Origin of the sequence: Pseudomonas luteola NBRC 103146 (assembly GCF_002091675.1) — a bacterium.
GTDB lineage: Bacteria > Pseudomonadota > Gammaproteobacteria > Pseudomonadales > Pseudomonadaceae > Chryseomonas > Chryseomonas luteola.
Window position 1 is genome coordinate 28,780 of sequence record NZ_BDAE01000019.1, and the last position, 14,549, is coordinate 43,328.

The following is a 14,549-nucleotide window of genomic DNA, read 5'->3' on the forward strand; positions in this document are numbered from 1 at the left end:
TCAGTGATGTTCATTTATACAGTTTTTCTTTTCGTTCTGGCAATAAGCTCAACCCTTGAAGCTTTAAATGCCGGCCCCATATAGCGGGCAGAACCGCAGGCTTTGCAGCGCTTTATATGGTGCCTCGCCTGCCAACTGATTCGACAGGAGGACGACATGGCTGACGAACAAAATCCAGATATTCAAAAGCCTGAAACCAATCAAGACGCCCAGGCTTCTCAGGGAGATGACCTGGCTGCTCGCGTAGCGTCATTGGAAGAGCAGCTAGCGGCTGCACAAGATCAGATGCTGCGTAGCGCAGCTGAGTTGCAGAACGTCCGTCGCCGCGCTGAGCAGGATGTCGAGAAAGCGCACAAGTTTGCCTTGGAAAAGTTCGCGGGCGACCTATTGGCTGTGATCGATAGCCTTGAGCGTGGTCTTGAGATGTCGGATGCCAACAACGAGGCGCTGCGCCCTATGCGTGAAGGCATGGAGCTGACGCTCAAGGTTTTCCAGGACACGCTCAAGCGTTACCAGGTAGAGGTTATTGATCCGCATGGTGCGCCCTTTAATCCAGAGCATCATCAGGCTATGGCAATGGAGGAAAGTGCCAATGTCGAGCCGGGCAGTGTGCTGAAAGTTTTCCAGAAGGGCTATTCCATCAATGGACGCCTGTTGCGTCCGGCCATGGTGGTTGTCAGCAAGGCGCCTTCGAGTCAGCAGCCGACAATTAACGAAAAGGCTTGAAATAATCTGCTCGATCCCCATTTGGTGAAACAACCGAGCAAAAAAGATCCGCAGACGGATCGCACGGAATCAAGATTTCTGGAGAGTGAACATGGGTAAGATCATTGGTATCGACCTGGGGACGACCAACTCCTGCGTGGCCATCCTCGAAAACGGCAATGTAAAGGTGCTTGAGAACGCTGAAGGCGCTCGCACCACGCCGTCCATTATTGCCTACACCAACGATGGCGAAACACTGGTAGGTCAGCCTGCTAAGCGTCAGGCGGTGACTAACCCGCAAAACACGCTGTACGCCGTCAAGCGTCTGATCGGCCGCCGCTTCGAAGAGAATGTGGTACAGAAAGATATCCAGATGGTGCCTTACAGCATCGTCAAGGCAGACAATGGTGATGCGTGGGTAGAAGTGAAGGGCCAGAAGATGGCTCCTCCGCAGATTTCTGCCGAAGTGCTGAAGAAGATGAAGAAAACCGCCGAGGATTACCTGGGCGAGACAGTAAGCGAAGCGGTAATTACCGTTCCGGCCTACTTCAATGATAGCCAGCGTCAGGCTACCAAGGATGCCGGTCGTATCGCAGGCTTGGATGTTAAGCGAATCATCAACGAGCCGACGGCTGCTGCGCTGGCGTATGGCCTGGACAAGGCCAAGGGCGACCACACCGTTATCGTGTACGATCTGGGTGGCGGTACCTTCGACGTGTCCGTGATTGAAATCGCGGAAGTGGATGGGGAACACCAGTTCGAAGTACTGGCGACCAATGGTGATACCTTCCTGGGTGGTGAAGACTTCGATATTCGTCTGATCGACTATCTGGTAGACGAATTCAAAAAAGAAAGCGGCATCAACCTCAAGGGTGATCCGCTAGCTATGCAGCGTCTGAAAGAAGCTGCTGAGAAAGCCAAGATCGAGCTTTCTTCTGCTCAACAGACTGATGTGAACCTGCCGTACATTACCGCAGACGCAACAGGTCCCAAGCACCTGAACGTGAAGATCTCCCGTGCCAAGCTGGAGTCGCTGGTTGAGGACTTGGTCGAGCGCACCATCGAGCCCTGCCGTACGGCACTGAAGGATGCCGGTATCGATGTGTCCAGCATCGATGAGGTGATCCTGGTTGGTGGTCAGACGCGTATGCCTCTGGTTCAGAAGCGTGTAGCTGAGTTCTTTGGCAAAGAAGCACGTAAAGATGTCAATCCTGACGAAGCGGTAGCTATCGGCGCTGCGATTCAGGGTGCCGTACTGGCAGGTGACGTTAAAGATGTTCTGCTGCTGGACGTAAGTCCGCTGACGCTGGGCATCGAAACCATGGGCGGCGTGATGACTCCGCTGATCGAGAAAAACACTACGATTCCAACCAAAAAGTCGCAGGTGTTCTCGACGGCAGATGATAACCAGAGCGCTGTGACTATTCATGTGCTGCAGGGTGAGCGTAAGCAGGCTGCACAGAACAAGTCCCTGGGTAAGTTTGACCTGGCTGAGATTCCGCCAGCACCCCGCGGCGTACCGCAGATCGAGGTCACATTCGATATTGATGCCAACGGCATTCTGCATGTGTCTGCCAAGGACAAGGCCACTGGTAAGCAGCAGTCCATTGTCATCAAGGCGTCTTCTGGTCTTTCCGAAGAAGAGATCCAGCAGATGGTTCGTGATGCCGAGGCCAATGCTGATGAGGACCGTAAGTTCGAAGAGCTGGTAACTGCACGTAACCAGGGCGATGCGCTGGCGCACGGCACTCGCAAGATGCTTACCGAAGCGGGTGACAAGGCGAGCGCTGACGAAAAAGCGGCCATCGAAAAAGCGCTTGGTGAGCTTGAAGCAGCGGTGAAGGGTGATGACAAAGAGGCCATCGAGGCCAAGATGAACGCTTTGTCTCAGGCTTCTGCTCCGTTGGCTCAGAAGATGTATGCTGAGCAGCCTGCTCCAAATGCAGAAGGCGCAGCCAAGGCAGATACCAACAGCGACAAGCCTGCCGGCGATGACGTTGTGGATGCCGAGTTCGAAGAGGTCAAGGACAATAAGTAAGCCTCGCGCTTGCTTGAGCCCCGGCAGGTCACTTGACCTGCCTGATCCGCTGCGCGGGAGCCTGCCTCCCGCGTTGGCGTGTCTGGAGGGTTGAAAAATGAAGGTGCAGGAAACTTATGGCCAAGCGTGATTATTACGAGATTCTTGGTGTCGAGCGTGGCGCTAGTGATGCTGACCTGAAAAAGGCTTACAGGCGCCTTGCGATGAAATATCACCCGGACCGTAATCCGGGCGATAAGGCCGCTGAGGAAAAATTCAAAGAGGCCAATGAGGCCTATGAAGTGCTGTCTGATGCGGGTAAGCGCTCTGCATACGACCAATATGGGCATGCAGGGGTTGATCCCAGCATGGGGGCTGGTGGCTTCGGCGCCGGAGCAGCAGGCGCCAGCTTCTCCGACATATTTGGCGATGTGTTTAGTGATTTCTTTGGTAACGCTCGTGGAGGCGGACGTGGTGGTCCGCAGCGTGGCGCAGACCTGCGTTATACGCTGGATCTAGACCTTGAAGAGGCTGTACGTGGCACTAATGTCACGATCCGTGTCCCAACACTGGTCGGGTGTAAGACCTGTGATGGCAGCGGTGCAAAGCCCGGCACGTCGCCAACTACCTGTACGACCTGTGGTGGTATTGGTCAGGTTCGCATGCAGCAAGGCTTCTTTTCGGTTCAACAGACCTGTCCGCGGTGTCATGGCACTGGCAAGATCATTCCTGAGCCATGCCAGACCTGTCATGGTCAGGGGCGTATCGAAGAGCAGAAGACGCTGTCGGTCAAGGTTCCGGCAGGTGTTGATACCGGTGACCGCATCCGCCTTTCTGGCGAGGGCGAGGCGGGAACAATGGGTGGCCCGGCCGGCGATCTATACGTGGTTGTGAACGTTCGTGAGCATGCCATCTTCCAACGTGACGGTAAGCATCTCTATTGTGAAGTGCCGATCAGCTTTGCCGATGCGGCGCTGGGAGGCGAACTAGAGGTGCCAACGCTCGACGGCCGCGTGAAGCTCAAGATTCCAGAAGCCACCCAGACAGGCAAAATGTTCCGCTTGCGCGGTAAGGGTGTTGTGCCTGTGCGCGGGGGTGGTGCGGGTGATCTGATGTGCCGTGTGGTGGTCGAGACGCCTGTTAATCTGGACAAGCGCCAGCGTGAGCTGCTCGAAGAGTTCCGTAATACACTTCAAGGCAATAGCTCGCACTCGCCGCGTGCCAGTGGGTGGTTCGATGGTATGAAGCGGTTTTTCGACGATCTATAAGCTAGGCGGGCACAGGCCTGGCGGCGTGTCGGCCTGTTGCTAGCGGCATGGAGCATAACAATGCGACGTATAGCAGTAATGGGCGCCGCCGGGCGCATGGGTAAGACGCTGGTTGAAGCCGTGCAGCAAACCAGTGGCGCGGCGGGACTGACGGCAGCGGTGGATCGTCCTGACAGTACCTTGGTTGGAGCGGATGCCGGTGAGTTGGCTGGCATTGGTCGTATCGGTGTGCCTTTATCTGGCGATCTGGCGCGGGTTGCCGATGAGTTCGATGTGCTGATTGATTTTACTCATCCAACCGTAACGCTACAGAATCTGACTTATTGCCGTCAGGCAGGCAAAGCCATGGTCATTGGGACCACCGGCTTTACTGCAGAGCAGAAACTTATGCTCATGGAGGCGAGTAAACAGGTTCCGATCGTGTTTGCAGCCAATTTCAGTGTAGGCGTCAACCTGTGTTTGAAGCTTCTTGACACGGCTGCTCGTGTGCTTGGAGATGAAGTTGACATTGAAGTCATTGAGGCTCACCACCGGCATAAAGTTGATGCTCCTTCCGGTACAGCGTTGCGTATGGGCGAAGTCGTTGCGCAGGCCTTGGGCCGAGATCTGAATGAGGTGGCTGTATACGGTCGTGAAGGTCAAACCGGAGCACGTGACCGCAAGACAATTGGTTTTGCTACTGTGCGGGCGGGAGATGTGGTTGGAGACCATACGGTATTGTTTGCTGCCGAGGGCGAGCGAGTCGAGATTACCCACAAGGCGTCAAGTCGCATGACCTTTGCAAAGGGTGCGGTCCGCGCGGCGCTGTGGCTGGAGGGGAAAGAGCCTGGCCTTTACGATATGCAGGATGTTTTAGGGCTGCGTTGAGTTATCTTTTCGCTAGGCACTTATGGGATGCGCTTAGAGGTGCTTTAGATTATCTAGTTTCGTTTTGGCATCTAAGGCGATGAGCTGCATCAATAAGTATGGATTTTCTCAAGTAATTTCCGTATCATGCAGCTTTAGTGTGTCCACTAAAGCCAGCGCAGCATGATCTAATAAAAAAGCGGGATGCGGTTCATACCACATCCCGCTTTTTTACAACCTGCGTTTGCCTCTTCAGACTAGATTTTGGGAGGTCTCTTGACTAAGCCAGCCATTCTCGCACTTGCCGATGGCACGATTTTCCACGGAGAATCCATCGGTGCCGACGGTCTTACAGTCGGTGAGGTGGTGTTTAATACCGCTATGACCGGCTATCAGGAAATCCTCACCGATCCTTCCTATGCCAAGCAACTCGTAACCCTTACTTATCCTCACATTGGCAACACCGGTACGACACCTGAAGACAGTGAGGCCAATCAGGTATGGGCCTCCGGCCTGATTATTCGTGATCTTCCCCTGGTAGCCAGCAACTGGCGTAACAAGCAGTCACTTCCTGACTATCTTCGTGCCAATCAGACCGTAGCCATTGCTGGAATTGATACCCGCAAGCTGACCCGGATTCTGCGTGAAAAGGGCGCTCAAAACGGCTGCATTCTTGCAGGTGATGACATCACTGAGGCGCAGGCGCTTGAAGCAGCCCGTGCGTTCCCAGGCCTCAAGGGAATGGATCTTGCCAAAGAGGTGAGCGTCAAGCAGTCCTACGAATGGCGCCGCTCTGTTTGGGGGCTGGAGACAGATAGTGCTCCAGAGATTCCGGCTGACCAGTTGCCTTACCATGTGGTTGCGTTTGACTACGGTGTCAAATACAACATCCTCAGGATGTTGGTTGCTCGCGGCTGCCGAATTACTGTTCTGCCCGCGCAAACCCCAGCCAGCGAAGCCTTGGCGTTAAATCCTGATGGTATATTCCTAGCCAATGGTCCGGGAGATCCTGAGCCTTGTGATTATGCAATCCAGGCTATTCAGGAAGTGCTCGAAACAGACATTCCCGTTTTCGGTATCTGCTTGGGGCATCAGCTTTTAGCGTTGGCCTCTGGTGCGCGTACAGTGAAAATGCCTAACGGGCACCATGGTGCAAACCACCCGGTGCAGGACCTCGATACGGGTGTTGTGATGATCACCAGTCAAAACCACGGCTTTGCTGTAGATGAAGCGACATTGCCGGGCAACGTTCGTGCAACTCACAAGTCGCTGTTCGACGGTACCCTCCAGGGCATCGAGCGTACTGATAAGGTCGCGTTCAGCTTCCAGGGTCATCCGGAAGCAAGTCCGGGGCCGCATGATGTGGCGCCACTGTTTGATCGCTTCATCAATGCCATGGCGGGGCGGCGTTAATAAATGGCCTGGTCGGAGTTGGGTATCACTGACCTTTGGACATATATAGCGGGTGTGATTTTCGTCGTATTGCTGCCCGGTCCCAACTCCCTCTTTGTGCTGGCGTCCTCTGCAAGAAGAGGCGTGGCAGCCGGTTATCGTGCTGCCTTTGGCGTCTTCTTTGGGGATGCGTTGCTTATGACGCTATCCGCGTTGGGAGTAGCCTCACTCCTGAAAGCCGAGCCCCTGTTTTTCATGGGACTCAAGTACCTGGGCGCAGCTTATCTACTGTATCTAGGTGTAGGAATATTACGTGGCGCTTGGCGTCAGTGGCGTTATCCCCTGTCGCCCATTGAGCAGCAGACTCAAGAAGAGGGCATCGACAAGCCTTTTAGAAAGGCACTTCTATTGAGTTTGTCGAATCCAAAGGCCATTTTGTTCTTTGTGTCTTTCTTCATACAGTTTGTCGATCCCGGGTACGCTCATCCAGGGTTGGCATTCGGGGTGCTCGGGCTGATTCTTGAAGTGATTAGCGCGATATACCTCAGTTTTCTGATTTTTACCGGTGTGCGTTTGGCGGCCTGGTTCCGCCAGCGGCAGCGGCTCGCCGCCAGTGCCAATACTGGTGTAGGCGCATTATTCGTTGGCTTTGGTGTGAAGCTGGCGACCGCAACTCTGACTTGATTACTGCAACGAGAATCCCATGCCCAAGCGTACAGACATAAAGAGCATCCTGATCCTCGGTGCCGGCCCTATCGTTATCGGCCAGGCCTGCGAATTCGATTACTCCGGTGCACAGGCCTGTAAGGCCCTGAAAGAAGAAGGTTTCCGCGTCATTCTGGTGAACTCCAATCCGGCCACCATTATGACTGACCCATCCATGGCTGATGCGACCTACATCGAGCCTATCAAGTGGGCGACGGTAGCTAAAATCATTGAGAAAGAGCGCCCTGACGCGCTGCTGCCTACCATGGGTGGCCAGACAGCGTTGAACTGTGCGCTGGACCTTGAGCGTCATGGCGTCCTGGAAAAGTTTGGCGTCGAAATGATCGGTGCCAATGCTGATACGATTGATAAGGCAGAGGACCGCTCCCGTTTCGACAAGGCCATGCGTGCCATCGGCCTGGCCTGTCCGCGCTCGGGTATTGCCCACAGCATGGAAGAGGCGTACGGCGTGCTGGAGCAGGTTGGTTTCCCTTGCATCATCCGCCCATCCTTCACTATGGGTGGCAGTGGTGGCGGTATTGCCTATAACCGTGAAGAATTCGAAGAGATTTGCTCTCGCGGTCTGGACCTTTCACCAACCAACGAGCTTTTGATCGATGAGTCTCTGATCGGTTGGAAAGAATACGAAATGGAAGTTGTCCGCGACAAAAAGGACAACTGCATCATCGTCTGCTCCATCGAAAACTTCGATCCTATGGGGGTGCATACGGGCGACTCCATCACCGTTGCGCCTGCGCAGACGCTAACCGATAAGGAATACCAGATCATGCGTAACGCCTCCCTGGCGGTGCTGCGTGAAATTGGTGTAGAAACCGGTGGCTCCAACGTGCAGTTCGGTATCTGCCCTGATACAGGTCGCATGGTTGTCATCGAGATGAACCCACGTGTCAGCCGCTCTTCAGCGCTGGCATCCAAGGCCACTGGTTTCCCGATTGCCAAAATTGCAGCCAAACTCGCAGTTGGCTACACGCTGGACGAGCTGCAGAACGACATTACCGGTGGGCGCACCCCGGCATCGTTCGAGCCGGCTATCGATTATGTCGTAACCAAGATACCGCGCTTTGCCTTTGAGAAATTCCCTAAGGCTGATGCTCGCCTGACTACCCAGATGAAGTCAGTGGGTGAGGTAATGGCGATCGGTCGTACCTTCCAGGAATCGGTCCAAAAAGCATTGCGTGGCCTGGAGGTTGGCGTAAATGGATTTGATCCCAAGCTCAATCCAGAAGATCCTGAAGCCGATAGCATTCTCAAGCGCGAACTTACAGTGCCTGGCGCAGAGCGTATCTGGTACGTCGGAGATGCGTTCCGTCGTGGTCTGAGCGTTGAGCGTGTGTTTGAGCTGACCAAGATCGATCCGTGGTTCCTGGTGCAGATCGAGGACCTGATCAAGGATGAAGAAAAGGTCAAAACCCTGGGGTTGGCGGATGTCGATCGTAATCTCATGTGGAAGCTCAAGCGCAAGGGCTTCTCGGACGCACGTCTGGCCAAGCTGCTCGGTGTGACGGAAAAAAGCCTGCGTCGCCATCGCTACAAGCTGGAAGTGCTCCCGGTCTACAAGCGTGTCGATACCTGCGCCGCAGAGTTCGCGACCGACACTGCGTACATGTACTCCACGTATGAGGAGGAGTGTGAGGCCAACCCATCCAGCCGTGACAAGATCATGGTGATTGGGGGTGGCCCCAACCGTATCGGACAAGGTATCGAGTTCGACTACTGCTGTGTTCATGCGGCTCTGGCTATGCGTGAAGATGGTTACGAAACCATCATGATCAACTGCAACCCCGAAACCGTGTCGACGGATTACGACACGTCTGACCGCCTGTATTTTGAGCCGGTTACGCTTGAGGACGTGTTGGAAATCGTGCGTGTCGAGCAGCCTAAGGGTGTAATCGTTCAGTTCGGTGGCCAGACACCGTTGAAGCTGGCTCGCGCGCTGGAGGAGGCCGGGGTTCCGATTATCGGTACCAGTCCCGATGCAATCGATCGTGCTGAGGATCGTGAGCGCTTCCAGCAGATGATCGAGCGTTTGAATCTGCGCCAGCCGCCGAATGCTACTGCTCGCAGCGAAGAAGAAGCGATTGCTGGTGCCAAGCGTATCGGTTATCCGTTGGTGGTTCGCCCTTCATATGTGTTGGGTGGCCGTGCCATGGAAATCGTTTACGAAGAAGAAGAGCTCAAGCGCTACATGCGCGAAGCGGTGCAGGTGTCCAATGATAGCCCAGTGTTGCTGGATCACTTCCTGAACTGCGCGATAGAAGTAGACGTGGATGCAGTATGTGACGGCAAGGACGTAGTCATTGGCGCTATCATGCAGCACATCGAGCAGGCAGGTATCCACTCGGGTGATTCGGCGTGCTCATTGCCTCCGTACTCCCTGCCGGCACACATACAGGATGAAATGCGTGAGCAGATCCGGAAAATGGCGCTGGAGCTTGGCGTGGTCGGACTGATGAACGTGCAGTTGGCCCTTCAGGGGAACGATGTTTATGTGCTGGAAGTAAACCCGCGTGCCTCCCGTACAGTGCCATTCGTTTCCAAGTGCATTGGCGAGTCACTGGCCAAGGTAGCGGCACGTGTAATGGCGGGTAAAACCCTGGAAGAGATCGGGTTTACCAAGGAGATCATTCCGCCTTATTACAGTGTTAAGGAGGCAGTGTTCCCCTTCGCCAAATTCCCTGGCGTCGATCCGCTTCTCGGCCCAGAAATGAAATCTACCGGAGAGGTCATGGGCGTAGGCGACAGCTTCGCCGAGGCATTCTCGAAAGCCCAGTTGGGTGCGAGTGAGATCCTTCCCAATAGTGGTTGTGCCTTTATCAGTGTTCGGGATGACGATAAGCCTTTTGTCGCTGAAGTGGCTAAAGAGCTGGTTGAGCTGGGCTTTGAGGTTGTTGCTACGGCTGGTACGGCCCGTGTCATTGAGGAAGCTGGCCTGCCGGTTCGCCGTGTTAACAAGGTGACTGAAGGTCGCCCACACGTTGTCGACATGATCAAGAATGATGAAATTACATTGGTGATCAATACAACCGAAGGTCGTCAGTCTATTGCTGACTCCTACTCAATTCGCCGGAATGCGCTTCAACACAAGATCTGCTGCACGACAACGCTTGCAGGCGGCCAGGCGATTTGTGAAGCTTTGAAGTTTGGTGCAGAAAAGACTGTGCGCCGGCTTCAAGATTTACATGCAGGAATCAAGGCATGAACAAATATCCTATGACAATCCAGGGCGCTCGCGCCCTGGAGGAAGAGCTCAAGCATCTCAAGACGGAGCTTCGTCCCCAAATTACACAGGCGATTGCCGAGGCGCGCGAGCTGGGTGATTTGAAAGAAAATGCGGAATATCATGCGGCTCGCGAGCAGCAGGGTATGGTCGAGGCGCGTATTCGTGATATCGAAGGGCGTTTATCCAATGCCCAGGTAATCGATATCACAACGATTCCGCGCTCGGGCAAGGTGATTTTTGGTACAACCGTTGAGATCATAAACGTTGATACGGACGAGTCGGTGACGTATCAGATCGTTGGTGACGACGAGGCAGATATAAAGTCTGGCAAGATCTCGGTTAGTTCTCCAATTGCTCGCGCATTAATCGGCAAGCAAGAGGGCGACGCGGTGATCGTCAAGACCCCGGGTGGCGATGTTGAATACGAAATCGTCGAAGTGCGTCATATCTGATGTAGGTAGCCAGCTGTCCAATCGCTTCCCTTGAGGTAGCGATTGGAGGCGGGTAGGCAGGTTGTCAAAAGATGACTTGCCGAACAAGCATTAAGGTGAGAGGTCTGCCCAAGGTGGGCCTGCTTTCTCTTCCCATCAGACAGAATGCAGTTATCTGTATGCCTGATTCGTCCCGGGCATTACAGGCTGTGGCGGACTACGTTTGAAAGCGAACGGTTCTGCGGCTGAGCCTTGCGATAGATAAGTGCCATTTTGCCAATGGTCTGAATCAGGTCGCATTTGGCGGACTGGCAAAGTTCTTCCATTAGGGTTCGCCGATCTTCGCGCTCACTTAAATTGAACTTGACCTTGATGAGTTCATGATCGTTGAGTGCCCGCTCAAGCTCAGCCAGTACACCTTCAGTAAGACCATTTTCACCTACTATCAATACAGGCTTTAAATGGTGTCCGATAGATTTGAATTGCTTTTTCTGCTCTTGATTGAGAGCCATAATTAAACCCCAGAGAAAAGGTATCTATTGTACCCTAGCGGCTAGGTATAGCCCAGAAGGACAGGATAAAGTACGCGTGGCTCGATCAGAAAAGCAGCGTGTTTTTGCTCAGGTAACATTGTTCAGAGTGTTTTCGCGCAACATAAAGTTTTGAACGAATTGGCAAGGCGACTAGTGGAGCTTCCGAAGACCTTGTTATTTCTGATAGGGCCCCAATATGTGGGGTTTGAGTGCAGTAAGTCAGCTGCAAGCTAAATATTTTGTAAGCTGGCGCCTGATCTTGCGCAGTGTCTACTGCGTCCGGCTGGTGAATTCTTAATCAAAATATTTCAAGACGAGGGGTTTGGCAGTTACCTGAAGCTGGAGCGGGAGAACTTCGACAAGGTTGTTATGCGCACGTCTTCTGCGTCACAAGATCGTCTGCATGAGCAGTATTTGCTGGTGCGAGGCTTAAAGGTAACGCGCAGTCAGATGCAACGGCAGACTCTTCTGAAAGTCTCAGCTAAAGTGAGAAGAGCGACGGATCTCATAAAGGGTTACAGACGGCCGCTGCTCAGCGTCAGCGTTGTGTAGTAACTTACCGGCCAATAGCCGGTTTCGATACGAACGGTTCCAAGCGAAGCCGGCTCAGAGGGTAGTCAATTGAACGATATGGCAAAGAATCTGATTCTGTGGCTCATCATCGCGGCCGTACTGGTCACGGTGATGAACAATTTCTCCAGTCCCAATGAGCCGCAAACGCTCAATTATTCTGACTTCATTCAACAAGTGAAGGACGGTCAGGTTGAGCGTGTGACTGTCGACGGTTACGTCATCACGGGGAAACATCGTGGCGGCGATACGTTCAAGACGGTTCGGCCTGCTATTCAGGACAACGGTCTGATTGGTGATCTGGTCAACAATAATGTGGTCATTGAAGGCAAAATGCCTGAACAGCAGAGCATCTGGACGCAGCTACTTGTAGCGAGCTTCCCGATTCTGGTGATCATTGCCGTGTTCATGTTCTTTATGAGGCAGATGCAAGGCGGCGCAGGTGGACGCGGCGGCCCCATGAGCTTCGGCAAGAGCAAGGCTCGACTACTATCTGAAGATCAGGTGCGAACAACGTTCGCAGACGTTGCTGGCTGTGATGAGGCGAAAGAAGAAGTTACCGAGCTGGTAGAGTTTCTGCGTGACCCCGGTAAGTTTCAGCGTCTGGGTGGACGTATTCCTCGTGGTGTGCTGATGGTAGGTCCGCCCGGTACAGGCAAGACCCTGTTGGCAAAGGCTGTTGCCGGTGAGGCCAAGGTACCTTTTTTCACTATTTCAGGTTCCGACTTCGTTGAAATGTTCGTGGGCGTTGGTGCTAGCCGCGTTCGTGACATGTTTGATCAGGCGAAAAAACATGCGCCCTGCATTATTTTTATCGACGAGATCGATGCGGTTGGCCGCCACCGTGGAGCGGGTATGGGCGGTGGTCATGATGAGCGTGAGCAGACCCTGAACCAATTGCTGGTTGAGATGGACGGCTTCGAAATGAATGACGGTATTATCGTCATAGCTGCTACCAACCGTCCTGATGTACTTGACCCTGCTTTACTACGCCCGGGTCGCTTCGATCGTCAGGTCGTAGTAGGTCTTCCAGATATTCGTGGTCGTGAGCAAATCCTTAAGGTTCACATGCGGAAAGTTCCAATGGGAGATCGTGTGGATGCCGCTGTTATTGCGCGTGGCACCCCGGGGTTTTCGGGCGCTGACCTTGCCAATCTGGTAAACGAAGCCTCTCTATTTGCAGCGCGTTCCAATAAGCGCACTGTAGATATGCGTGAATTCGAGTTGGCCAAAGACAAGATCATGATGGGCGCAGAGCGCAAGACAATGGTCATGTCCGAGAAGGAGAAGCGCAACACTGCTTATCACGAGGCGGGGCACGCTATCGTAGGTCGCCTGGTGCCTGAGCATGACCCTGTCTACAAGGTCTCGATTATTCCTCGTGGACGCGCTTTAGGTGTAACCATGTTCCTGCCTGAGGAGGATCGTTACAGTCTGTCCAAGCGGGCGTTGGAGAGTCAGATCTGCTCGCTGTTTGGAGGACGAATCGCTGAGGAGATGACGCTTGGCTTCGAAGGTGTCACTACTGGCGCTTCGAATGACATCATGCGCGCTACTCAGTTGGCTCGCAATATGGTCACCAAGTGGGGCTTGTCTGAAAAGCTCGGCCCGCTACTCTACGGTGAGGAAGAAAGTGAAAGCTTCCTGGGTCGTGGTTCGGGTGGTGGTAGCGGCAGCATGTCAGGTGAGACAGCCAAAGAGATCGACTCTGAAATCCGGCGAATCATCAATGACTGTTACAACACAGCCAAGCGTCTGTTGGATGAGAATCGAGACAAGCTGGAAATGATGTCTGACGCTTTGATGAAGTACGAGACAATTGATGCTGATCAGATCGACGACATCATGGCAGGTCGTGTACCGAGGGAGCCGCGTGATTGGCAGGACGGTTCAGGTCCTACCGGCACTAATGCTACTCAAGGAGATAGTCGTCCCGAAACACCAATAGGTGGACCGGCAGGCGAGCACTAATTTCTCCATGATTCCTGTTTCAATCCAAACCCGACTGCTTTGCGGCAGTCGGGTTCTTGATTTATCACATCCCCATGTTATGGGGATCCTTAATGTCACCCCTGATTCCTTTTCTGATGGCGGCCGGTTCAATACCTTGGATAGCGCGCTGTTTCATGCGCGTGCTTTGGTATTGGCAGGTGCCACCCTTGTTGATATTGGCGGCGAGTCAACAAGGCCTGGAGCTCCTGCTGTTTCAGAGGACGAAGAGCTCAGTCGGGTAGTGCCTGTAGTTGAAGCTATATCCAAAGAATTGGACGTTATCATTTCGGTTGATACCTCTTCACCTCAGGTGATGCTTGAAAGTGCAAAGGTGGGGGCGGGACTGATTAATGACGTGCGTGCCTTGAAGCGTCCCGGTGCGCTTGAGGCTGCCGCTGCAACAGGCCTACCTGTCTGTCTGATGCATATGCAGGGTGAGCCTGGGACAATGCAGCAAAACCCTCATTATGAGGATGTGGTTACCGATGTGATTGCCTTCTTGAGTAAGCGGGTTGCTGCTTGTGAAAATGAGGGAATTCGTCGCGACCAACTTATTCTTGATCCTGGCTTCGGGTTTGCCAAAACGCTTGAGCATAACCTTGTTCTGTTCAAGCGTATGCCAGAGTTGTTTGAGCTGGCGTTGCCGCTGTTAGTAGGCGTTTCACGTAAGAGCATGATCGGGGCGGTCCTGACCAAACCTGTCGAAGAGCGTTTATATGGCAGTCTCGCTTTAGCTGCACTCGCGGTTGCCAAGGGAGCCAGTATTATCCGGGTGCATGATGTAGAGCAGACGGTTGATGTTATAAAAATGATTGCTGCGGTAGAGCAGGCTTAAGGCAAGGCGATAGC

At 53.6% G+C, this 14,549-nt stretch carries 12 protein-coding genes; 11 read left to right on the forward strand and 1 reads right to left on the reverse strand.

What is annotated here, in order from left to right:
* Positions 1 to 156 precede the first annotated feature (156 nt).
* From grpE to greA, 8 genes are all read left to right on the forward strand, one after another.
* Complete coding sequence (grpE, locus tag PLU01S_RS18375; protein ID WP_010796793.1) at positions 157 to 726, forward strand: nucleotide exchange factor GrpE; 570 nt, start codon at positions 157 to 159, stop codon at positions 724 to 726.
* A 91-nt stretch (positions 727 to 817) separates the two neighbouring features.
* Entirely contained in the window at positions 818 to 2,743 is a 1,926-nt protein-coding gene (gene dnaK / locus PLU01S_RS18380; RefSeq protein ID WP_010796794.1) for a molecular chaperone DnaK, read from the forward strand.
* Between the two features lie 116 nt (positions 2,744 to 2,859).
* Positions 2,860 to 3,990 carry a molecular chaperone DnaJ gene (gene dnaJ / locus PLU01S_RS18385; RefSeq protein ID WP_010796795.1) on the forward strand — a complete coding sequence of 377 codons (1,131 nt, stop codon included), beginning with the start codon at positions 2,860 to 2,862 and terminating at the stop codon, positions 3,988 to 3,990.
* A gap of 60 nt (positions 3,991 to 4,050) precedes the next feature.
* On the forward strand, positions 4,051 to 4,857 hold the full coding sequence (gene dapB, locus PLU01S_RS18390) for a 4-hydroxy-tetrahydrodipicolinate reductase (protein WP_010796796.1): 807 nt from the start codon (positions 4,051 to 4,053) through the stop codon (positions 4,855 to 4,857).
* Between the two features lie 255 nt (positions 4,858 to 5,112).
* Entirely contained in the window at positions 5,113 to 6,249 is a 1,137-nt protein-coding gene (gene carA, locus PLU01S_RS18395; protein ID WP_074829484.1) for a glutamine-hydrolyzing carbamoyl-phosphate synthase small subunit, read from the forward strand.
* Positions 6,250 to 6,252: 3 nt separating this feature from the next.
* A complete protein-coding gene (gene leuE, locus PLU01S_RS18400) occupies positions 6,253 to 6,912 on the forward strand; it encodes a leucine efflux protein LeuE (RefSeq protein WP_010796798.1) in 660 nt (219 codons plus the stop codon).
* A gap of 19 nt (positions 6,913 to 6,931) precedes the next feature.
* The gene (gene carB, locus PLU01S_RS18405) at positions 6,932 to 10,153 is read left to right on the forward strand and encodes a carbamoyl-phosphate synthase large subunit (protein WP_010796799.1); all 3,222 of its coding nucleotides are present in this window, start codon (positions 6,932 to 6,934) and stop codon (positions 10,151 to 10,153) included.
* Positions 10,150 to 10,626 carry a transcription elongation factor GreA gene (gene greA / locus PLU01S_RS18410; protein WP_010796800.1) on the forward strand — a complete coding sequence of 159 codons (477 nt, stop codon included), beginning with the start codon at positions 10,150 to 10,152 and terminating at the stop codon, positions 10,624 to 10,626. The genes carB and greA overlap by 4 nt, the downstream gene beginning before the upstream one ends.
* Before the next feature lie 179 nt (positions 10,627 to 10,805).
* Here greA and yhbY read toward each other — a convergent pair whose 3' ends face one another.
* Complete coding sequence (yhbY, locus tag PLU01S_RS18415) at positions 10,806 to 11,117, reverse strand: ribosome assembly RNA-binding protein YhbY (protein ID WP_010796801.1); 312 nt, start codon at positions 11,115 to 11,117, stop codon at positions 10,806 to 10,808.
* Positions 11,118 to 11,384: 267 nt separating this feature from the next.
* Here yhbY and PLU01S_RS26685 point away from each other — a divergent pair, with 267 nt between their 5' ends.
* The 3 genes from PLU01S_RS26685 to folP all read left to right on the forward strand — a co-directional run bounded on the left by PLU01S_RS26685 (position 11,385) and on the right by folP (position 14,535).
* Positions 11,385 to 11,690 carry an SAM-dependent methyltransferase gene (locus tag PLU01S_RS26685; RefSeq protein WP_376748341.1) on the forward strand — a complete coding sequence of 102 codons (306 nt, stop codon included), beginning with the start codon at positions 11,385 to 11,387 and terminating at the stop codon, positions 11,688 to 11,690.
* Between the two features lie 78 nt (positions 11,691 to 11,768).
* Positions 11,769 to 13,679, forward strand: a complete 1,911-nt coding sequence (gene ftsH / locus PLU01S_RS18425) for an ATP-dependent zinc metalloprotease FtsH (RefSeq protein ID WP_019366086.1) — start codon at positions 11,769 to 11,771, stop codon at positions 13,677 to 13,679.
* 7 nt (positions 13,680 to 13,686) lie between these two features.
* A complete protein-coding gene (gene folP, locus PLU01S_RS18430) occupies positions 13,687 to 14,535 on the forward strand; it encodes a dihydropteroate synthase (RefSeq protein WP_074829480.1) in 849 nt (282 codons plus the stop codon).
* The last annotated feature ends 14 nt before the right edge of the window (positions 14,536 to 14,549 follow it).